At 66.8% G+C, this 20,107-nt stretch carries 17 protein-coding genes; 10 read left to right on the top strand and 7 right to left on the bottom strand.

The window, feature by feature from the left end:
* Positions 1 to 31 precede the first annotated feature (31 nt).
* Complete coding sequence (locus LL972_RS14510) at positions 32 to 913, bottom strand: NAD-dependent protein deacetylase (RefSeq protein ID WP_228328188.1); 882 nt, start codon at positions 911 to 913, stop codon at positions 32 to 34.
* Positions 910 to 1,530: a TetR/AcrR family transcriptional regulator gene (locus tag LL972_RS14505; RefSeq protein WP_323134221.1), complete on the bottom strand. Its 621-nt coding sequence runs from the start codon at positions 1,528 to 1,530 to the stop codon at positions 910 to 912. The genes LL972_RS14510 and LL972_RS14505 overlap by 4 nt, the downstream gene beginning before the upstream one ends.
* Before the next feature lie 341 nt (positions 1,531 to 1,871).
* Here LL972_RS14505 and LL972_RS14500 point away from each other — a divergent pair, with 341 nt between their 5' ends.
* Together LL972_RS14500 and LL972_RS14495 are read left to right on the top strand one after the other, a co-directional pair.
* Positions 1,872 to 4,355 (top strand): TonB-dependent receptor, encoded by a 2,484-nt coding sequence (locus LL972_RS14500; RefSeq protein ID WP_228328186.1) that lies wholly within the window; start codon positions 1,872 to 1,874, stop codon positions 4,353 to 4,355.
* Positions 4,356 to 4,455: 100 nt separating this feature from the next.
* A complete protein-coding gene (locus tag LL972_RS14495) occupies positions 4,456 to 5,463 on the top strand; it encodes a nuclease (protein WP_228328185.1) in 1,008 nt (335 codons plus the stop codon).
* A gap of 121 nt (positions 5,464 to 5,584) precedes the next feature.
* On the opposite strand, the gene LL972_RS14490 is transcribed toward LL972_RS14495, so the two are convergent.
* Complete coding sequence (locus LL972_RS14490; RefSeq protein ID WP_228328184.1) at positions 5,585 to 6,520, bottom strand: alpha/beta fold hydrolase; 936 nt, start codon at positions 6,518 to 6,520, stop codon at positions 5,585 to 5,587.
* An 89-nt stretch (positions 6,521 to 6,609) separates the two neighbouring features.
* Here LL972_RS14490 and LL972_RS14485 point away from each other — a divergent pair, with 89 nt between their 5' ends.
* Positions 6,610 to 7,038, top strand: coding sequence for a MerR family transcriptional regulator (locus tag LL972_RS14485; RefSeq protein WP_228328183.1), 429 nt, complete (start codon positions 6,610 to 6,612; stop codon positions 7,036 to 7,038).
* A 272-nt stretch (positions 7,039 to 7,310) separates the two neighbouring features.
* Here the strand turns inward: LL972_RS14485 and LL972_RS14480 are convergent, their stop codons facing one another.
* Complete coding sequence (locus LL972_RS14480) at positions 7,311 to 8,594, bottom strand: MFS transporter (RefSeq protein WP_228328182.1); 1,284 nt, start codon at positions 8,592 to 8,594, stop codon at positions 7,311 to 7,313.
* A 97-nt stretch (positions 8,595 to 8,691) separates the two neighbouring features.
* Between LL972_RS14480 and LL972_RS14475 the strand changes: the two genes are divergently transcribed.
* A complete protein-coding gene (locus LL972_RS14475; RefSeq protein ID WP_228328181.1) occupies positions 8,692 to 9,579 on the top strand; it encodes a LysR family transcriptional regulator in 888 nt (295 codons plus the stop codon).
* A gap of 128 nt (positions 9,580 to 9,707) precedes the next feature.
* Here LL972_RS14475 and LL972_RS14470 read toward each other — a convergent pair whose 3' ends face one another.
* Positions 9,708 to 10,067 carry a hypothetical protein gene (locus tag LL972_RS14470; RefSeq protein WP_228328180.1) on the bottom strand — a complete coding sequence of 120 codons (360 nt, stop codon included), beginning with the start codon at positions 10,065 to 10,067 and terminating at the stop codon, positions 9,708 to 9,710.
* Between the two features lie 575 nt (positions 10,068 to 10,642).
* On the opposite strand from LL972_RS14470, the gene LL972_RS14465 reads away from it, so the two are divergent.
* Positions 10,643 to 11,311, top strand: coding sequence for a VOC family protein (locus LL972_RS14465; RefSeq protein WP_228328207.1), 669 nt, complete (start codon positions 10,643 to 10,645; stop codon positions 11,309 to 11,311).
* A gap of 18 nt (positions 11,312 to 11,329) precedes the next feature.
* Here the strand turns inward: LL972_RS14465 and LL972_RS14460 are convergent, their stop codons facing one another.
* Entirely contained in the window at positions 11,330 to 12,136 is an 807-nt protein-coding gene (locus LL972_RS14460; protein WP_228328179.1) for a TatD family hydrolase, read from the bottom strand.
* A 226-nt stretch (positions 12,137 to 12,362) separates the two neighbouring features.
* Positions 12,363 to 13,280 (bottom strand): LysR family transcriptional regulator, encoded by a 918-nt coding sequence (locus LL972_RS14455; protein ID WP_016901444.1) that lies wholly within the window; start codon positions 13,278 to 13,280, stop codon positions 12,363 to 12,365.
* Positions 13,281 to 13,407: 127 nt separating this feature from the next.
* Here LL972_RS14455 and LL972_RS14450 point away from each other — a divergent pair, with 127 nt between their 5' ends.
* The 5 genes from LL972_RS14450 (at position 13,408) to LL972_RS14430 (ending at position 20,106) form a co-directional block, all read left to right on the top strand.
* On the top strand, positions 13,408 to 14,460 hold the full coding sequence (locus LL972_RS14450; RefSeq protein ID WP_039511158.1) for an aromatic ring-hydroxylating oxygenase subunit alpha: 1,053 nt from the start codon (positions 13,408 to 13,410) through the stop codon (positions 14,458 to 14,460).
* Positions 14,461 to 14,477: 17 nt separating this feature from the next.
* Entirely contained in the window at positions 14,478 to 15,437 is a 960-nt protein-coding gene (locus LL972_RS14445) for a PDR/VanB family oxidoreductase (RefSeq protein ID WP_228328178.1), read from the top strand.
* A gap of 400 nt (positions 15,438 to 15,837) precedes the next feature.
* Positions 15,838 to 17,151, top strand: a complete 1,314-nt coding sequence (locus LL972_RS14440) for an NCS2 family permease (RefSeq protein WP_104534370.1) — start codon at positions 15,838 to 15,840, stop codon at positions 17,149 to 17,151.
* A gap of 115 nt (positions 17,152 to 17,266) precedes the next feature.
* Positions 17,267 to 18,838, top strand: a complete 1,572-nt coding sequence (locus tag LL972_RS14435; protein WP_228328177.1) for an adenosine deaminase family protein — start codon at positions 17,267 to 17,269, stop codon at positions 18,836 to 18,838.
* Positions 18,839 to 18,924: 86 nt separating this feature from the next.
* Complete coding sequence (locus LL972_RS14430; RefSeq protein WP_228328176.1) at positions 18,925 to 20,106, top strand: nucleoside hydrolase; 1,182 nt, start codon at positions 18,925 to 18,927, stop codon at positions 20,104 to 20,106.
* Position 20,107 lies beyond the last annotated feature (1 nt).

The following is a 20,107-nucleotide window of genomic DNA, read 5'->3' as shown; positions in this document are numbered from 1 at the left end:
GTGGGCACAACCGCTGCGATGGATCACTGCGTCATGCCGAGCGCGCACTGGCGTCGTTGACGCTGCGTGCACGCAGCGGATCGAACGGGGTGTGCAGGAACGCCAGCGCCTGCGCGCACGACTGTTCGACCTTCAGGCTGAGCAGCTCGTCCGCGCGGGTGCGCCCGAAGTTGAGCGCGGCGATCGGCAGGCCGTTGCGTGCAGCGGTCTGCACGAAACGAAAGCCCGAATACACCATCAGCGACGAGCCCACCACCAGCACCGCATCGGCCGCCTGCAGATGCGCAAACGCACGCTCCACACGCTCGCGCGGCACGTTCTCGCCAAAGAACACAACATCCGGCTTCAGCACGCCGCCACACACCGGGCACGGCGGCACCACAAAACTGTCGAAGGCCACATCGTCCAGGTCCGCATCGCCATCGGGTGCCTGCGCCGCGTCCAGGTCGGCCCAGCCGGGATTAGCGTGCTCGAGCAGCAGCTGGAATTCGGTACGGGGCATGCGCCGCTCGCAACCCATGCAGCGCACCACATCGAGCCGGCCATGCAGGTCGATCACCGCGTGGCTGCCGGCCGCCTGGTGCAGGCGGTCGACATTTTGCGTCAGCAGCAGTTCCAGCTGGCCGCGCGCTTCCAGTGCGGCCAGTGCGTGATGGGTGGCATTGGGTTGCGCCAGCCCGAAGCGCGGCCAGCCGACCAGACTGCGTGCCCAATAGCGCTGCCGCGTGGACAGCTCGCCCATGAAGGCCTGGAACGTCACCGGTTGCGGACGCTTCCAGCCGCCTTGCAGATCGCGGTAATCGGGAATGCCCGAATCGGTGCTGCAACCGGCGCCGGTGAGCACGAACAGGCGCCGATGACGTTCGATGAAGTCCTGCAGTACGTTGCTGTCCTGAACTGCTACCGCCGTCATCGCGCAACTCCGGTGGCCATGAGGTAACTGTGCAGCAACACCACCAGTTGCGCCTGCAGCGGCGCAATCCGCACCGCAGGCGCACCCTCCTCGAGCAGGCTCTTCACCGGCCCGGTGATGGCCGCCATGCCGATCTCGGCCACCGCCTCGCAATCGTCGAAGCGCACATCCGCGGCGGTGGCCAGCGCAGCGGCAAACGCCTGCTGCGAGCGCTTGCGCGCCTGCGACCCCAACGTGGCGCCACCATGCAGCTCGGCAATGGCGTACAGCGCGCGCGAGACGTCCACATGCTGCAGCTTGGCCTGCACGAAGGCATGCACCAGCGCCTGGCACTGCTGCGCAAGCGTGCGCCCGTGCTGTTGCGCGCAGGCCCGCTCCACCGCGTCGATCACCGCCTGCAGATGCCACTGCAGCAACGCGATCAACATCGCCTGACGGTTCGGGTAGTACTGGTACACGCTGCCGACCGACACGCCGGCCCGCTCAGCCACCCGCGTGGTGGTGCAGCCCTGCAGTCCGTCAGCCACCAACACCTGAATGCTGGCCTGGCGAATGACCTCCACGGTGGCGCGCGAACGCGCTTGCTGCGGGGCTTTACGCGGTGCGGGCAGGGGCAAGGAGGTGCTCACGAATGCGAATGTCCACACGGATGGATGGCACATAGTCTGGGGGCCTTCTTCCTGATTCCAAGGAAGCGCCTCGTCCAGCTCCGCCCCGGTGGCGCTGATCACCGACGCCGGCCGCTCGATGCCTTTACCCTCTGCCACGTACGGTTGAAACCGCTTGAAAACAGGCGCCACGTCACAAATCGTGGCACCGACTCACGCAGTTAGCGTGATCGGGCGCACACGCAACGCTGCGGAAACATGGCGCCGCGACAGTGGGCATCTCCCCCGCTGACCCCACTCCTGCCATGCCCTACACCCACATCCGGACGCGCTCCGGAGTGCGTCGTGCCGTGTCGCGTCGTCCGCTCGCCGTCCTGCTTGCACTGACCCTGGCCACCCCCGCGCTCGCGCAGGAAGCCGCACCCGCCACACCTGCCCCCCGCAAGGGCGAGGACGGCATCTTCTCGCTGGACCGGATGATCGTCACCGGCGCCGGCCAGGCCCAGAACCAGTTCGACGCCTCGTATGCGATCACCGCGCTGACCGCCGAGCAGATCGACAAGCTGGCCCCGCTCAACCTGGCCAGCCTGATCGGCTCCATGCCCGGCATCTATGCCGAATCCACCGGCGGCGAAGTGCAGAACGTCTACCGCATCCGTGGCATTCCCGACGAAGGCTCGTTTGCGGTGATCCAGGAAGACGGCATCAGTCCTTACCCGGACAACAACGGCTATTTCTACAAGACCGAAGGCCTGGTGCGCCCGGACCTGATGGTCGAATCGGTGGAAACCGTACGTGGCGGGCCCTCGCCGATCTTCGCCTCCAATGCCGCGGCCATCGTCAACTTCGTCACCCGCCAGGGCGGCGACACGCCCGAAGGCGCAGTGCGCACCACCGTCGGCGACACCGGGCTGTACCGGCTCGATGGCTATTGGTCGGGCAAGCTGGCCGACGGCTGGTATCTGGCTGCCGGCGGCTTCGTGCGCCGCAACGACGGCTACCGCGACGTGGACTTTCCGGCCGACGAGGGCGGGCAGTTCCGCATGAACCTCACGCACACGCTGGACCACGGCAAGATCACCTTCACTGCCAAGCATCTGGACGACAAGAATGCGTTCTACATGCCGATCCCGCTGTACGACCCGCGCGACACCACACGTTCGCTGGACCCGTTGATCAACCGCTTCACTGGCACCTTGAGCACCGCGCAACTGAAGCGCGCCAGCATCGTGTCCAGCGATGCCAACGGCGCGCCGCAGCGCGAGTTGCGCGACCTGTCCGATGGCCGCCACATGAAATTCAACCATCTGGGCGCGAACCTGGACCTGGCCTTCGACAATGGCTGGAGCCTGTCCAACAAGGCCATCGTCAATCGCCTGGACATGACCTTCGACGCGCTGTACTCCAGCAATGCGCCGCAGGACGCCAGCGCGTATGCCAACAGCCGCCGCGCCGCCGCCAGCACTGCGTTTCCCGGCCTGAGCTCGCTGGGCTACGTCTACACCGACGATGGCAGCCGCTTCGATCCGGCCAGCACCGACGGCCTGGTGATCCAGGGCCAGTACCGCGCCATGAACGTGCGTGCCGATTCGTTTGCCGACGACCTGCGCCTGCATCGCCGCTTCGACTGGGGCAGCGACACCCACGACATCACATTGGGCGTGTACGGCGCCTATTACGCGCGCTCCTATAATTCGCGTTACCAGAGCTATCTGTTCGAAATGCGCCAGAACCCGCGCACGATCGACCTGCTCGGCTACGACGCGGCCGGCAACGTGGTCGGCGGCGTGACCAAGGACGGTGTGGTGATCTATGGCGCCGACCGCACCCAGGGCAAGGCCTACACCAGCATGCTGGCGCCCTACATCGCCGACACCTGGCAGGTGACCGATGCGCTGCGCCTGGAAGGCGGCGTGCGTCACGAGCGCTACCGTTACCGCGCCTGGAGCATGCTGCGCAGCACCGGCAACCTGGGCATGGCCGACACCCTGGCCGACGATGCCGCGCGCCTGTTCACCGGGGCCCGCGCGCAGACCGCCCTGGACGTGGGCGTGACCAACTGGACCGCGGGTTTCAACTACGACATCAACCCGACGGTCGGCATCTATGGCCGCGCCTCGCGTGCGCACCGCGCGCCCAGCGAGGGCGCCAACGAAGGCAACGTCAACATCCCCACCGCCGACCAGTTCGAGCTCGGCACCAAGCTCAACTTCGACACACTGGACGTGTTCGCCACCGCCTTCTACACCAAGTACGACCCATACAACATCGGCACCAGCGCGGTGAATCCGCAGACCGGCGCGGCCGAATCCAAGGACTACCGCGGCAGCGTCACCAACCCGGGCATCGAACTGGCGGCGGTGTGGACGCCGGCGCAGTGGCTGCGTTTGGATGCCAACCTGACCTACAACGACACCAAGGTCTCCGACCTCACCGAGGTGGTGGCCAACGGAGCAGTGGCGGTGGTCGATGTGGACGGCAACATGCCCAACCGCCAGCCGAAGCTGTACGGCAATGCGGGCCCGACGCTGTTCTTCACCACCGGTGCGTTCGACTGGGAAACCTCGTTGCGCTACGCCTACGTCGGCAAGCGCTACGCCGACCTGGAGAACACCACCGAGCTGGCCGCCTACGACACCCTGGCGGCCAACATCCTGGTGCGCAACGGGCCGTGGGATGTGCAGCTGTCGGTCGACAACCTGACCAACACCTTTGCGCTGACCGAAGGCAACCCGCGCACCGACACCATCTCCGGCCAGGGCACGCGCGAACCGATCTACGGCCGGCCGATCTACGAGCGCAACTCGCGGCTGGTGGTGACTTACCACTTCTGAGTGCACCGACGTCCGGGTGTCGCAGCCTCGCTACCAACGCTCCACTTCCCGATCCATCGCCTGCAGCGTGGCGTACGCGCTGCAGGCCACAAGGACTGCCATGACACCCTCCCCTCTTGCCTGTGCGCTGCTGTTTGCGGCAGCGACATGTTCCGGCAATGCCGCCGCCTGGGGCCACCGTGCGCACGCGGCCATCGACAGCGCCGCCGTGCAGGCCCTGCCCGACGACGGCCCGGTCTTCCTCAGGCAATACGCGCAGGTGATTGCCGACGGCGCCACGCTGCCGGATGGCTGGCGCAGCGAGAGCGAGCCGTTTCTCAAGATCGAAGAAGACCCCAACCACGGCTGGTTCCGCGAGCAGTTCGCCTTCATGCAACACCCGCCGCGCTCTCGTTACGCCTTCGTGCTGGCGCTATACGACGAACAGCGGCGCATCGCCGACAGCGACCCGCAACGGGCGCAGCGCATGAATGTGCGTTGGGCCGGCACCTTGCCGTACGCGGCCACCGAAGGCTACCAACGCATCGTGGCGGCCATGCGGCAACTCCGCACGCTGCGCGCCAAGGGCCAGGACACCCGCGAGCTCGAACGTACCTGCGCGTTCTATGTCAGCTGGTTCGCGCACTACATCGGCGATGGCGCGCAGCCGCAGCACGACAGCATCCACCACGACGGCTGGCAGGGGCCAAACCCGCACGGCTACAGCACCGACCCGAAGGTGCACGGCAAGTTCGAGAGCGATTACGTGGACAAGATTGCGCTGACCCCGCAGGACCTGCTGAGCCGCATGCCGGCACTGGCGCATCAGCAGGGCGATGTGTTCGAGCAGATCCTGGACTTTCTCGACGTCGGCACTGGCCGTGTCGAGCAGGTCTATCGCCTGGAAAAGGCTGGCGCCTTCGACGATGCGTCCAGCAGCGACGGCCGCGCGATGGTCTATCGCACCGCCGGCGATGGCGCGGCGATGCTGCGCGACCTGCTGGTGCGCGCCTGGCGCGAAAGCGCGCTGCGGCCCGGCACCTCCACGCCACCCAGCATGGACCCCGGCCATCCGCAGTACGACCCGGCGACCGGATCAGCACCTGCCGGCACCTCGCCCACGCTGTAACCGCCGATGGCGACACGGGTATGCCGCCATCGACGTGCCGACCTGCGCAGCGGCAACGGGCGCCGCGCGGGTCGGCAGCACAGCAGCGCGCCATGCGGATCGCGCGTGCCATCACGCCGCGTCAGTGGGCGTTGGCGGCCTGTTCGACAAAGCGCAGCAGATCCTGATTGAAGCGCGGGCTGTCTTCCAGAAATGGGGCATGCCCGGCGTCGGGATACAGCACCGTCTGCGCACGCGGCTGCAGCTGCCGTGCACGCGCCAGCGTCGGCCCGGTGGTCACCAGTGCATCGCGCGCGCCGTACATCAGCAGCACCGGCAGCTGTGTGCGTTGCAGGCCGGCAACGTCGATCGACATGCCCTGCACGGCCCGCTGCATGTCCCACGAGACCAGCGACGCGTTGGCCAGCAAGGTTTCAAACACCGGCGCCGGCGGCTGGGTGGCAAAGCACAGCCGCAGGAAGTCCTGCACCGCCTGCAGATGCGTGCGCAGGTCGTCGGAGACCAGATCGCGATAGATCGCCGGATGCGCGCCCAGTTGCTCTGCGCGCAATTCGATCACGCCATCGACATACACCACGCCGCCAAGCCCTTCGTCGCCGTAACGGGTGAGGTAGTTGCTGATCACCGCACCACCCAGCGACCAACCCACCAGCACCGCATCGCGCGCGTTGGCGGCCTTCACCACGGCGGCAAGGTCGTCGGCCCAAAGCATGCCATCCCGATACGCGGACGCTGCCGCCGGTTTGCCGGACAGCCCATGCCCGCGCAGGTCGTAGGTGATCAACCGATAGCCTTGCAGGCGCGGATCGGCCAGCTGCGCGTCCCAATCGATGCGGCTACCGAGCAGGCCGTGCACGAACACGATCGCCCGGCCATCGCTGGCGCCATGCTCCTGCACCGCCAGGGCCACGCCGTCGGGTGCGGTGACGGTGTAGCTGCGCGATGCAGGGATGGCCGCCGGGCCCGCCGTAGCCAAGGTTGAAGAGAACAGCAGCAGGCAAGCCAACACGTAGCGCATCGGCAACATGCCAATGACAGGAAGGAAGCGAACAGGCATCGGAGTGAGCTCCAGACAATGGGAGCCAGCATCCTCGAGCCTGACACCAATGTGAGGGTCAAGCCTTGCGTGCGACGTATGCTTGGCGCATGGCCACATCGTCCGAACCATCGCTGAGCATTGGTGCACTGGCGCTGCAGACCGGCGCCAGCGTGCGCTCACTTCGTCACTACGACGCGCATGGGCTGCTGACCTCCTCGCGCAGCGCCAACGGCTACCGCGTGTTTCCCGCCGGCTGCGTTGCGCAGGTGCGGCAGATCCAGCGGCTGATCGCCACCGGCTTCAGTCTGGACGACATTCGCGGCTTCCCCGATTGCATGCGCCTGGTGGAAGGCGCGCAGATGTGCCCGGAAACCGCACAGGCGCATCGGGCACGCCTGCAGCTGATCGAGCGCCAGCTGGCCGACCTGGAGCGGCGACGTGCGCGCCTGCTGGAAACCCTGGCGCAAGGGGCGGCGGAGACGAAGCGTGCGCCCTCTCCTGCAACGCAGCGCAAAGGCCGCAAGCCCGCTCCCTAGCCGCGCATCGACGCGCACGCGGCGGTTGTTTTTCACAGACGCGGCCACCCACACCAAGGCAATCACAGCTCACGCCCCGATGCGGCTCGCACCACAAGCGCTGCCACCGGCGCCCGCGCGCGCCAGCTTTTACCACTCCCGATTCCCGATTCCCGATTGCGCCAGGCAAACCACCCGCATGCCGGGCACACGCCCATGCAACGCGCAGCTGGCATCCACATCGGCCTCGGTCGTTCCCGGATGCTCGCTCCGGTCGCTCCGGTCGCTCCGCGTCACTCGCCGCGTGCAGGATGCGGCGCAAAGCGCCCGTACGGCCGCGTGTCATCGGCGCGCTGGCGCAGCACGTAGGCCGCCGCAAAGGCGAGCGTCAGCGAGGTCAGGCACATGCCGACCAGCGCGCCCCAGCCACCGTGTTGCCAGAACCAGCCGCCAAGCGCGCCGATCACGCTGGAGCCGGCGTAATACGCCAGCAGATACAGCGATGCGGCGTGACTGCGGTGCGCACCGCCGAGCCGGCTCACCCACGCGCTGGCCGCCGAATGCGCAATGAAGAAGCCGATCGTCAGCAGCACGATGCCGGCCACCACCAGCGCCAGCACATGCGCCAGGGTCAGTGCCACGCCAAGCACGCACAGCACGATACCGGTGCTGACCACCGGGCCGCGCCCGAAACGATCCGACGCCGCGCCGGCCACCGACGAACTGACGATGCCGAACACATAGGCGCTGAAGATAATGCCGATCTGGCTCTGGCTCAGGCCGAATTCCGGCCCGCCCAGCCGGAAGCCGGCGTAGTTGTAGAGGCAGACGAACACGCCCATCAGCAGGAACGGCAGCGCGAACAGGAACGGCAGGTTGCGGTCGCGCAGATGCCCGGCCCAGGCGCGCAGATGGAAGCGCAGGTTGATGCCGTGCCGGCGCACGAAGTTGCGCGACGGCGGCAGCAACCAGAAGAACGCCAGCGCGCACAGCAGGTCGAACACGCTCAACACCGCCAGCGCGGTGCGCCAGTCGTAGTGATCGGTCAGCACGCTCATCACAATGCGCCCGCTCATGCCGCCGAAGGCATTGCCGGCCACATACAGGCCGGTGGCCGCGCCCATCTTGTTGGCCGGCAGTTCCTCGCCCAGATACACCATCGCCACCGCCGGCACCCCGCCCAGCGCGATACCGGACAAGGTGCGCACCAGCACCAGCGCGCCCCAGTGCGGCAGGAAGGCGGCGACCAGGTTGAGCACTGCGGCCAGTGCGATCGATACGAACATCAACCCGCGCCGGCCCAGGTTCTCCGACACTGCGCCGGCACAGAAGATCGCCAGGGCCAGCGCGCCGGTGGCCAGCGACAACGGCAGCGAGGCGGTGGCCGCGTCCACGCCAAAAGCGCGTGCAAACTCCGGAAGCACCGGCTGCACGCTGTACAGCAGCGAGAAGGTGGCAAAGCCGGCCAGGAACAGGGCCAGGCGGATGCGGCCGCTGGCCGGCGCGTCGGCAGCGGGCACGTCGGCAAGGCTGGTGGTACCCGGCGAGCTGCCGGCGTGGCGATCAGAAGAAGACACGGGAGCAGCATCGAGACATGGGACGGCGAGTATTCGCCCGCTAGGACCCCCTGTCCAATATATGATTCTGGCAGCTGCCATATACAGGACAGATAGCATGGAACTTCGCCACTTGCGCTATTTCCTGGCCGTCGCCGAAGAAGGCAACTTCACCCGGGCCGCAGCGCGGGTGGGGATTGGCCAGCCGCCGTTGAGCCAGCAGATCCAGGCGCTGGAGCGCGATCTGGGCACGCCGCTGTTCCGGCGCACCCACAGCGGCGCCGAGCTGACGCCGGCCGGCGAGGCGTTCCTGGTCGAGGTGCGCCGCGTGCTCGCCGACGTGGAGCGCGCCGCAGAAACCGCACGGCGGGTGGCGCGTGGCGAATCCGGCCGGCTGCGCCTGGGCTTCACCGCCTCGGCCGCGTTCAATCCGGTGGTGCCGCATTTGATCCGCGACTTTCGCCGGCAGTGGCCGCAGGTCGAGCTATTGCTGGAAGAAACCAATACCGCCGGACTGCTGCTGGCCCTGGCCGATGGCCGTCTGGACGCGGCCTTCGTGCGCTACGGCCTGAGCACGCCGCCCGACCTGCAACTGCTGCGCTTTGCCGACGAACCGATGAAGATCGCCGTGCCCACCGCGCATCGCCTGGCCGCCCGCAACAGCGCGCCACTGGCCGCGCTGGCGGGCGAGCCGTTCATCCTGTTCCCGCGCAGCTTTGGGTCCAGCCTGTACGACGAGATCCTCGCCGCCTGCCGGCAGTCCGGGGTGACCCTGCGCATCACCCAGGAGGCGCCGCAGATGTCGTCCATCGTCAACCTGGTCGCCGCCGAATTGGGTGTGTCGGTGGTGCCGGCCTCCACCGCGCAGCTGCAACTGCCCGGCGTGCGCTATCTGGAGATCGAAGGCCAGATGCCGCTGGCCAGGCTGGCCCTGGCGGTATCGCCCGGCGCACTAGACACCGCACCGCTGGTGCGGCATCTGTGGGCGCTGGCAGAACTGCTTTGAGCGATGTCCTGGGGCGCACCTTGCGTCAGCCTGGGGAGCGAGGATCAACGTCGTGCTCGAAGAAACGTGACGGCTCCTGGCCTGTGCCTGACGTCAACTGCAACAGATCACCTTCAGACTGGTCAGATTCACCCTCGGACACGGGATTCATCTGAATTCAACGAGCCAAGCAAAGCCGGACGTATCGAATCAAAGCCTCCGGGATCCTTATTTTTAAACATCCTCTTAAGCGTGTCCGCCTGCATTTGCAAGAGTTCCAGCTCCTCTTCCCATCTTTCAGGGTTCGGATCGGCAGTGACGTTGGGATCCATCGCGCGAATCAACTCCCTTTGAATTTCCTCCAGGCGTGGCTTCTTTTCTTCAAATTTACGTGCCAGCTCCGCATCTCCTCTCTGCAACAAGGAATTTTGCAGTTCCCCCCAGTGACTGATAAGCAACGTTGCGTCCTCATTCAGCTCGCCCAGCCGTTCATGTTTCTTTTGCCGCATCCGCTCCAGCCGCTCTCCTGGCGTGGGTATGGGTGCAGTAGACGGGCTGGATCGCCTAGATATGGGGGGCCGACGCAACGCTACGAACCGGTGATCCGCCTCTACGCTCCCGCCGGCACTAGAGGACACGATCGAGCTGCCGCCAGGAATCTCCAGTGGCGGGTTTTTACGTGCTGAAGAGGCACGCTTTATGGAATTTCCCATCTCAATTCTCCGCAATTACGTCGGGGAAAATAGATGATTTCCGGCGACCCTCGCATCCCGCCGTGGAAGACGCGTTTACACGAGCGAACCCACCACAGCCTTTGCGTCCCTGCATTTTCGTCCATCGGCATTGCGCTCCATCTTGCTTGGAGCGGTCGCCGGAGAACCTTTCACATTGCGCAATCGGGCTCGATCACCCGTCTGGATTGGGCGCCGAGGCCTCGTGCATCGGCCAGGTGCATAGCGATTAAAGCGTTTTCTGATCGCTGCGGCTTGGAATCCGGGCGTGGTCATGTCTGGCCCATCGAATGCTTGACCTCAACTGCGATTGAGATTGTTCAATGCAGGCCTCTCCCATCGATCTGAGTGCCATGCATCTACGTCATATCTTGCTGCCCTGCCTGGACCCCGCACTGACCCGGCGTTTTTATCGCGATGTGCTGCAGCTTCCGCTGCAGGGCAATACCGTGCACATCGGCTGGAGCACGCTGGAATGCGTACAGGCGCAGCAGCCGGTGGGCAGTGTGCACCTGGCGTTCAACGTGGCGCCTTCGCGCTTCGACGCCGCTGCGCAGTGGATCGGCGCGCGCAGCAACCTGCTTGCCGATCCGCACGGCCGCCGTCAGTTTCGACTGGATGGCGTCTGGCAATCGCGCTCGGTGTATTTCGCCGGCCCCGATGGCGCGGTGCTGGAGTTGATCGCGCGCCAAGCGGTGCAGGACGTGGTCACCGGCGACGGCGCATTCCACGGCGACGAGTTGCTGTGCGTGAGCGAGATCGGCTTACCCAGCAACGATGTCGCGGTGGTGACCAGCAGCGTCGCCAATCACTTCGGCGTGCGGCCATTTGCGCCGGCGGTCGAGGGCTTTGCCGCGCTGGGCGACGATGATGGCCTGTTGATCGTGGTCGATCAGGCGCGGCGCTGGTTTCCGCAACAGCGGCAGCTGCCCTGGGCCAGCGGCGTGCGGGTCAGCGTGGATGCACCGCAACCGGGGCTGCGCCTGCGCGATGCGCAGGGCTGGGAGTTGCTGGCGGCGTGATTGCCCACGCCGCGCACGTCATGCAGCGGCTGCAGGCGCGGGCAGACGGAAAAATGCCCGCGCGGCCGCCGTGCTGTTGGCCGCAGTCAGCGCCACCTCCTCGCCACGATCGCGCGCGAGTTCTTCCACGATGTGCGACAGGAACCTCGGCTCGTTGCGGCGGTCCTTGGGCATCGGCTTGAGCGTGCGCGGCAGCAGGTACGGCGCATCGGTTTCGATCATCAACCGGTTGGCCGGGATGTTGCGCACCAGCTCGCGCAGATGCGCACCGCGGCGCTCATCGCACAGCCAGCCGGTGATGCCGATGTAGTAATCGCGGTCCAGGTAAGCGAACAGCTCTTCGCGGGTGCCGGTGAAGCAATGCACCACGGCCGGGCCGAGGCGGCCATCGAAGCTGCGCATGATCGACAGGAAATCGTCGTGCGCCTCGCGTTGGTGCAGGAACAGTGGCTTGCCGTTGTCGGCAGCCAATTGCAGCTGGCGCTCGAACGCCTTGTGCTGCGCCGGCCGCGGCGCGAAATCGCGAAAATAATCCAGCCCGCATTCGCCCACCGCCACCACCTGCGGATGCGCCTGCAGCGTGCGCATTTCGGCCTCGCATTCGGCGGTGAATTCCACTGCGTGGTGCGGGTGCACGCCGGCGGTGGCGTAGAGGAATCCGGGGTGCTGCTGGGCCAGCTGCAAGGCCAGCGGCGAATGCTCGCGGCTGGCGCCGGTGATCACCAGTTGCGCAACGCCTGCCTCGCGTGCCCGTTGCAGCACTGCCTCGCGGTCGCGGTCGAAGGAGTCATGGGTGAGGTTGGCGCCGATATCGATCAACTGCATGCTGCGGTGTCGTGTTGGGAGAGCCGGGCAAGTGTAACGAGTGGGAGTTATGTGCGCTTCGCGCTTCGCGTCCCTTCTCCCGCCGGGAGAAGGTGGCGCGCAGCGCCGGATGAGGGTGCGAGCGGAGCGTCGCATGACCAACCACCCAATGTGGCGTCGCCCCGTCCCCTCACCCCTCTCCCGCAGGAGAGGGGCTTTGCTCCCTTCTTCCAGGAGAGAGAGGGGTTCAACCCACCACCGGCACCACCATCGCATCGATCTTCGCCGCCAGCGCCTGGATCGTCAGCAGCGCCGATCGCGACAGCTGGCGCTGCGGGGCCACGCACAGCGCCAGCGTCATCGGCTTGGTCAGGTGGCGGCGGAACGGCACGAATGCCAGGCGGCCGTCGGCCACATCCGGCGCGGCGTCCAGCCACGACATCAGGCCCACGCCGGCACCGGCACGCACCAACCCGCGCAGGGTGCGCACATCGTTGCAGTGGGTCAGCCGCTTCACGTCGATGTGCTGGCGCTGGTACAGCACCTTGGCATGCTCGCCGACGATCAGCGGGGCCGCCGGCAGCAGCAGGCGGTGTTCCAGCGTTTCGCTCAGCTGCAGCTCGGTGCGGGTGCTGAGCGGGTGGCCGACCGGCATCGCAATCCCCAACGGGATGTCGGCAAAGGCGCGCACCTCCAGGTCCACGCTGCTCACCGGGTCCAGCAGCAGGCCGATGTCCACATCGGCCGAGGTCACCATTTCCATTACCCGCTGGTTGCGCGCGGTGGACAGGTTGAAGGTGATGCCGGGGTACTCCTGCACCAGCGCCGCCACCGCCTCCGGCACCACGCCCTCACTGAGCGCGTCGATCATGGCGATCTCCACATGCCCGCGGCGCAGCCCCTTGAGCTCGTCGAAGCGCTCCAGGGTGCGGGCGTAGGCCTTCTCCCAGCCGCGCACGTCCACCAGCAGCAGCTCGCCGGCGGCGGTCAGCCGCAGCCGTCCGGGCAAGCGCTCGAACAGCTGCGCGCCCAGCTCTTCCTCGGCCTTGAGGATCTGCCGGTCGATCGCCGAGGCCGACACGTGCAGCACGTCGGAGGCCTTGCGGATGCTGCCGCAGCGGGCCACTTCGATGAAGTAACGGGTGAAGCGGGAAAAGGTCAGCATGCGGCGGGGCTCGGTTGGCGTTGCATTTTTTGCAATGGCTTGGCTGAAAATCGATGTTTGATAACACACCCCCGGCTTCCTAGAGTCAATCCGGCACCGCTCCCGCCCTACGCCAGAGACTGGACCCATGGATGTCGCCGTCCCCGCCCTGCCACTGCACTGCACCTTCGAGGCCGCCGACTGGCAGCGCCTGGCCCAGCACTGGCACGCGGTGGCGCTGAGCAGCGAGGTCGGGCAGGCGCCGTTCAAGGCCACCCTGCTGGACGAGCCGCTGGTGCTGTACCGGCTGGGCGAGGAACTGGTGGCCGCGCGCGATGTCTGCCCGCACCGCGGTGTGCCGCTGAGCATGGGTACCGCCGATGGCGGCGGCGTGGTCTGCGCCTACCACGGGCTGCGCTTCGGCTCGGGCGGGCGCTGCAACCATATCCCCGCCAGTCCCAGCCAGAACATCCCGGCCAAGATGCGCCTGCACACCTATGCGGTGGCCGAGCGCTACGGGTTGATCTGGGTGTGCCTGGCCAAACCGGCCGGCGTCAGCGCGGCCGAGGTGCAGATTCCGCCGATGCCCGGCTGGGACGAGGATGGCTTCCAGCAGATCGTCTGCCCGGCCTTTGACATCGGCGGCAGTGCCGCGCGCCAGCTGGAGGGCTTCATCGACGTGGCGCATTTCGCCTTCGTGCACACCGCCACCTTTGCCCAGCCGGACAAGCGCGAGGTGCCGGCCTACACCACCACCGAGACGCCGACCGGCTTCAATGCCGACTACCTGAGCTCGGTGGCCAATTATTCGGTGGACATGCCGCTGCCGGACGTGGACCCGGATTTCCAGTGGCTGCGCCATTTCGAGGTGCATCTGCCGTTCACCGCCACCCTCACCATCCACTTCCCGGTGCCGGGCAAGCGGCTGGTGATCATGAACGCGGCCAGCCCGGTGTCCAAGCACAAGACGCGCCTGCTGGTGCCGATCGCGCGCAACTTCGACACCCATCTGCCGGTGGAGGACGTGCACGCCTTCAACCTGCGCGTGTTCGAGGAAGACCGCGCCATGGTCGAGGCGCAGCGCCCCGAATACCTGCCGCTGGACCCGCTGCTGGAAGTGCATATCCCGGCTGACCGCAGCTCCATCGCCTACCGCCGTGGCCTGCGCAGCCAGGGCTATAGCGACTTCTTCCTGCGCTGACCGCCAAGGAGCACGCCATGCAGTTGCACGAGGTCCGCGTTGCCGAGGTCTTCGACCAGGGCCATCGCCAGCGCGCGATCCGGCTGGAGCCGGTCGGCGCGGAGTTGCCGGCCTTCGAGGCCGGCGCGCATGTGGACCTGCATCTGCCCGACGGCATGATCCGCCAGTACTCGATCGCCAGCGCACCGCATGTGCGCGACCACTACCTGCTGTGCGTGAAGCTGGCCGACGCCTCGCGCGGCGGCTCGCGGCATCTGTGCGAGCAGCTGAGCACCGGCGACCGCCTGCGCATCTCCACACCGCGCAACCTGTTTCCGCTGCATCCGGGCGAGCGCCACGTGCTGCTGGCCGCCGGCATCGGCATCACCCCGCTGCTGTCGATGGCCGAAGCGCTGGAAGCGCGCGGCGAACCCTTCGTGCTGCACTACTACGCGCGCCGGCACGCCGACGTGGCGTTCGGGCAGCGGCTGCAGCAGGGCTTCGCGCATGGCCAGGTGCAAGTGCATCTGAGCGATGGCGGCGAGAGCCCGCGCGTGCATGTGCCCGAGGAATTGGGCCAGGCGCGTGCGCGCGACCAGTTGTACCTGTGCGGGCCGGCCGCCTTCATGGACCACTTCACGCTGCTTGCCAGGGCGCACGGCTGGACGTCCGAGCAACTGCACCGCGAACACTTCGCCGCCGCCGAGCCGGGCATCGCCCACGATGCCGACAGCGCCTTCGAAGTGGAGCTGGCCGCCAGCGGCCGCGTGGTGCAGGTGCCGGCCGGCTGCAGCATCGCCAGTGCCCTGCTGGACGCCGGCATTGAGGTGCCGCTGTCCTGCGAGCAAGGCATGTGCGGCGCCTGCCTGACCGGCGTGATTGCCGGGACGCCGGATCACCGCGACAGTGTGCTCAGCGACAGCGAGCACGCCGCCAATACCCAGATCACGCTGTGTTGCTCGCGCAGCCGTTCGCCACGCCTGGTGCTGGATCTTTGAGCGCTCCGTATGTCGTGCGCCTGCGCAGACAGGACGACAGCGGGCGCGCAGGTGGCTGACGCCGGTCACGCTGCAGCGCGAAGCGGCGGCCAACGTCGCACGACACCTGTGGACGGACGTGAGCCCCGCATCTTCTTTCACGGTTTGATCGATGGGTGCACAAGGCGCCGCCGGCGCAGATGCAGACAAAGCCTGCGGTTATGCCATTACACCGCGCAACACGCATTGCACTTGCAGCGCAATCCGTGCGAAGGGTCCGTGGCAACCGCCGTCGCACAGTGCAAGATATTTGGCCCGCGCGCGTCCACCTCAATCGCGCGTGCCCCTCTGTGCCGATGAGATGCCTGCCGATGGTTGTTTGTGTGATCGCCTTCGCCCGCCCGTGCCGGGGCGCACGCTGATGCGCTGGCCCGGATTTGCGCTGTCCGACAATGGCAGCAGCGTGCGTACCGAGGTCCTGGCCGGTGCCACCACCTTCCTGACGATGGCCTACATCGTCTTCGTCAACCCCGACATCCTGGCCACCACCGGCATGGACCACGGCGCGGTGTTCGTGGCGACCTGTCTGGCCGCCGCGCTTGGCTCGCTGCTGATGGGCGTGCTGGCCAACTATCCCATCGGCATGGCACCGGGCATGGGCTTGAATGCGTTTTTCGCTTTCTCTGTGGTGGGCACGCTGGGTTACAGCTGGCAGCAGACGTTGGGGCTGGTGTTCGTGTCCGGCTGCGTGTTCCTGCTGCTCAGCGTCACCGGCGCGCGACGCTGGCTGGTGGATGGCATCCCACCCACCTTGCGCAGTGCGATTGCAGCGGGCATCGGCCTGTTCCTGGCGTTGATCGGCTTGCAAAAAGCCGGGCTGGTGGTGGCGCATCCGCAGACGCTGGTGACCCTGGGCGACTTGCATCGGCCCGAGCCATTGCTTGCGTTGGCTGGGCTGCTGCTGATCGGCGTACTGGAAGTGCGCCGCGTGCGCGGGGCGATGTTGCTGGGCATCCTGGCGGTCACCGTCGCTGCGCTGGCGCTGGGTCTGGTGCACTATCAGGGCGTGCTGTCGCTGCCGCCGAGCCTGGCGCCTACGCTGCTGCAGCTGGATATTGCCGGCGCCTTGCAAGGCCATGGCGGCAGCGGCGCACTGACCGCCGTCCTGCACGTGGTGCTGGTGTTCGTGCTGGTGGAAATGTTCGATGCCACCGGCACCTTGATGGGCGTGGCCCAGCGCGCCGGCCTGTTGCACACACAGGCGCACCGTCGCCAGTTCGACCGCGCCCTGCTCGCCGACAGCACCGCCATCCTGGCCGGCTCGCTGCTTGGCACTTCCAGCACCACCGCATACGTGGAAAGCGCTGCCGGTGTACAGGTGGGTGGGCGTACCGGGCTCACCGCGCTGGTGGTGGCAGCGCTGTTTCTGCTGGCGCTGCTGTTCTCGCCATTGGCGGCGATGGTGCCGGCGTATGCCACCGCACCGGCGCTGATCTACCTGGCATCGGTGATGCTGCGCGAGTGCACGCAGATCCAGTGGGACGATGTCGGCGACGCGCTACCGGCCGCGATCTGCATGCTGGCCATGCCGCTCACCTATTCCATCGCCACCGGCCTTGCCTTCGGCTTCATCACCTATGCGGCACTCAAGCTGGGCAGCGGCCGCTGGCGCGCCGTGCATCCGGCCACCTGGGCGATTGCCGGCCTGTTCGTGCTGCGCTATGCCTTGGAGTGAGCGAGTCACCGCAGCTATTTCATCTCCTGCCCCCCCTGGTCACCCACCGCGTCGCGCGGCAAGCTGCACCGCAACCGGCAGCGCCACGTGCTGTCTCATTCCCAGAGCTCACCACATGCCACATCGTTATCGCTGTCTGATCCTCAGCTTGTGCACCTTGTTACCGGGCATGACGCTCGCACGCCCGGCGCAGGCGCCTGCGCAACAACGCGAGCAGCAGGTGGCGCAGCTGTTTCACGACGCGGCCGCGCAACCTGCGCAATTGCGCGCGTGGCTGCAAGCCATGCCCAAGGGCGGCGACCTGCACAATCATCTGTCCGGCTCGGTGTATGCCGAGGACTACCTGCAGTGGGCCAGCGACGATGGCGCCTGCGTGCAACTGGACGACCTGAGCCTGCGCGCGCCGCCGTGCGCCCAGGGCCAGGAGCCCGCACGCGACCTCGCCACGCGCAATGCCGCGCTGTATGGCCAGCTGGTGAATGCCCTGTCGATGCGCAAGTTCCTGCCCAGCCCATCGCAGCCCACCGGACACGATCAGTTCTTCAACACCTTCGGCAAGTTCGACGCGGTGGTGCGCGCGCGCGTTGCCGACACCGTGGCCGCAGTGCTGGAACAGGCCGCGCGCGACCGCGTGCCGTATGTGGAAATCATTGCCAACCCGCCGCAAATGGACCAGGCGGCAACACGGATGCAGTCCCTGCCCTGGAACGGAGACGACGACGCGGCCAACCTGCGCGCGCTGCAGGATGCCTTGCCGCCACTGGTGCAGGCAGCACAAGGCGCGCTTGCCGACACCGATGCCCAGGTGCGGCGCGTGCTGCACTGCGACCAGCCCACTGCGCGTCCCGGCTGCCGGGTGACGTATCGCTACGTGCCTTATGTGCTGCGCGTGTTGCCGCAGCCGATGGTGTTCGGGCAGATGGCGCTGGCGCACGCGCTGATCGCCGCCGGCGGCAGCCGCGCGGTGGCGTTGAACATCGTCGCGCCCGAAGACAACCCGGTGGCGCTGGCCGATTACACCCGCCACATGGCGATGTTCCGCTTCTTCGCCACGCGCTATCCCGACGTGCCGCTGTCCCTGCATGCCGGCGAGCTGGCCCTGGGCCTGGTGCCGCCGGCGCAACTGCGCTCGCACATCCGCCAGGCGGTGGATGTCGGTGCACGCCGCATCGGTCACGGCGTGGACCTGCCCTACGAAGACGACGTCGATGGACTGCTGCAGCGCATGCGCGACCAACAGGTTGCGGTAGAGATCAACCTCACCAGCAACGATGTGATCCTTGGTGTCAAAGGCGCCGCGCATCCGCTGGCGATGTATCTGCGCGCCGGTGTGCCGGTGGTGCTGTCCACTGACGATGCCGGCGTCTCCCGCGCGGACATGACCCACGAATATCAGCGCGCGATGCAGGAACAAGGTATCGATTACCCCACGCTCAAGCAGCTCGCGCGCAACGGCCTCACCTACAGCTTCCTGCCGGGCGCCAGCTTGTGGGATGCCGACGGTGCAGCCGTACAGGCCTGTGTCACTGCACTGCAGCGCGAAGCCGATGATGCTGCGTGTCGAACGTTTCGCCAGGGCAGCGAGAAGGCTCGGCTGCAATGGCAGCTGGAAACCGACCTGGCCCAGTACGAACGCACGTTGTTGCAGGTAGGAGCGCGCCAGAGCGCGAACGGGCTTTACCGGTAACCCGCCGTCGCGCGCAGGCACGCTCCTACAAACGCCCTCGATCCATCGCCGTTGCAATGCATTCAACCTTCCACGACAAAAACGCAATGACCGATCCGCACGCCGTCTCCTTCAAACGCCGCGTCATTCTCGAAGACGACATCGACGGCTTTACACCCGCGCAGCTGCTGCTGTTGCAGTCGCCCGAGGTCGAGGTGCTGGGCATCAGCGCGGTCAGCGGCAACATCTGGCGCGACGAAGTGCTGGCGCATAGCTGCCGCCTGCTGGAATTGGCCGGTCGCCCCGACATCCCGGTGCTGCCCGGCCCGGTGCATCCGCTGCTCAACAGCGAACTGGCCACCGAGCGTTGGGAAGCGCTCTACGGCAAGCTGGTCTGGAAAGGTGCCTGGACCAGGCACTGGGTGGATGGCGACACCGTGCAAAGCGCGCCGCGTTATCACGCCCACGACGTGGTGCCCGACCTGCCGTTGGGCAATCCCAGCGTGGTGCGCGCGTCCGACGAGCCGGCCGCGTTATTTATGCTGCGCATGGTGCGCAAGTATCCGGGCGAGGTGAGCATCATTGCCACAGGCCCGTTGACCAACCTGGCACTCGCGCAATCGCTGGATCCGGCCTTCGCCACGCTGGCACGCGAGCTGGTCTACATGGGCGGCAGCCTCAACCCGCGGCAGCAACGCAACAGCATCAGCGCGCAACAGTTCGCACGCGAGTTCGTCAACTCGCCACGCCGCGAATTCAATATCCGCTGGGATCCGGAAGCGGCCAGCATCGTCATGCGCGCACCTTGGCGCAAGATCACCATGGTGCCGGTGGATCCATCGACCGCAACCGAGCTCACGCCCGACTTGCTGGCGCGCATGAGCGCGGCCGATACCAGCATCGGCCGCGCATTGCGCCGCCGCGAACCCGGCTTTCCGCTGTGGGACGAGCTGGCCACCGCGGTATGGCTGCGCCCCGAGCTGGCGACGCGGACCGAGACGCTCTACGTCGATACCAACACCGCGTTCGATGCAGGCTACGGCGACATCCTGTCATGGGCGCCAGGCTATCAACCGGGACTGGGCGAGCAGGCGCAGACGGTGGTGCACGCGGTGGATATCGAAGCGTTCGAACAATTGCTGGTAGACCACCTCACCGCGCCGCAGCCACCAGCAGTCGGCCTGCCGCTCCCCATTCTCCCCTCGGGAGAAGCTACCCGAGGCGCGGATGAGGCTGCGGCATCCCAATCCCGAATCCCAAATCCCGAATCCCAGCCCTCAACCAGGTGAC

The organism is Xanthomonas campestris pv. asclepiadis (assembly GCF_020784175.1).
GTDB classification, from domain to species: Bacteria; Pseudomonadota; Gammaproteobacteria; order Xanthomonadales; family Xanthomonadaceae; genus Xanthomonas; species Xanthomonas campestris_D.
Note: the sequence above shows the minus strand (reverse complement) of the source record. Positions and strands in the feature narration are given on the sequence as shown.

What these genes read in the sequence shown, in the direction of transcription:
- LL972_RS14510 (WP_228328188.1), bottom strand. Translation starts at nt 913, where the DNA reads ATGACGGCGGTAGCAGTTCAGGACAGCAACGTACTGCAGGACTTCATC.
- LL972_RS14495 (WP_228328185.1), top strand. Translation starts at nt 4,456, where the DNA reads ATGACACCCTCCCCTCTTGCCTGTGCGCTGCTGTTTGCGGCAGCGACA.
- LL972_RS14490 (WP_228328184.1), bottom strand. Translation starts at nt 6,520, where the DNA reads ATGCCTGTTCGCTTCCTTCCTGTCATTGGCATGTTGCCGATGCGCTAC.
- LL972_RS14485 (WP_228328183.1), top strand. Translation starts at nt 6,610, where the DNA reads ATGGCCACATCGTCCGAACCATCGCTGAGCATTGGTGCACTGGCGCTG.
- LL972_RS14475 (WP_228328181.1), top strand. Translation starts at nt 8,692, where the DNA reads ATGGAACTTCGCCACTTGCGCTATTTCCTGGCCGTCGCCGAAGAAGGC.
- LL972_RS14470 (WP_228328180.1), bottom strand. Translation starts at nt 10,067, where the DNA reads ATGCGGCAAAAGAAACATGAACGGCTGGGCGAGCTGAATGAGGACGCA.
- LL972_RS14465 (WP_228328207.1), top strand. Translation starts at nt 10,643, where the DNA reads ATGCATCTACGTCATATCTTGCTGCCCTGCCTGGACCCCGCACTGACC.
- LL972_RS14460 (WP_228328179.1), bottom strand. Translation starts at nt 12,136, where the DNA reads ATGCAGTTGATCGATATCGGCGCCAACCTCACCCATGACTCCTTCGAC.
- LL972_RS14455 (WP_016901444.1), bottom strand. Translation starts at nt 13,280, where the DNA reads ATGCTGACCTTTTCCCGCTTCACCCGTTACTTCATCGAAGTGGCCCGC.
- LL972_RS14450 (WP_039511158.1), top strand. Translation starts at nt 13,408, where the DNA reads ATGGATGTCGCCGTCCCCGCCCTGCCACTGCACTGCACCTTCGAGGCC.
- LL972_RS14445 (WP_228328178.1), top strand. Translation starts at nt 14,478, where the DNA reads ATGCAGTTGCACGAGGTCCGCGTTGCCGAGGTCTTCGACCAGGGCCAT.
- LL972_RS14440 (WP_104534370.1), top strand. Translation starts at nt 15,838, where the DNA reads ATGCGCTGGCCCGGATTTGCGCTGTCCGACAATGGCAGCAGCGTGCGT.
- LL972_RS14435 (WP_228328177.1), top strand. Translation starts at nt 17,267, where the DNA reads ATGCCACATCGTTATCGCTGTCTGATCCTCAGCTTGTGCACCTTGTTA.
- LL972_RS14430 (WP_228328176.1), top strand. Translation starts at nt 18,925, where the DNA reads ATGACCGATCCGCACGCCGTCTCCTTCAAACGCCGCGTCATTCTCGAA.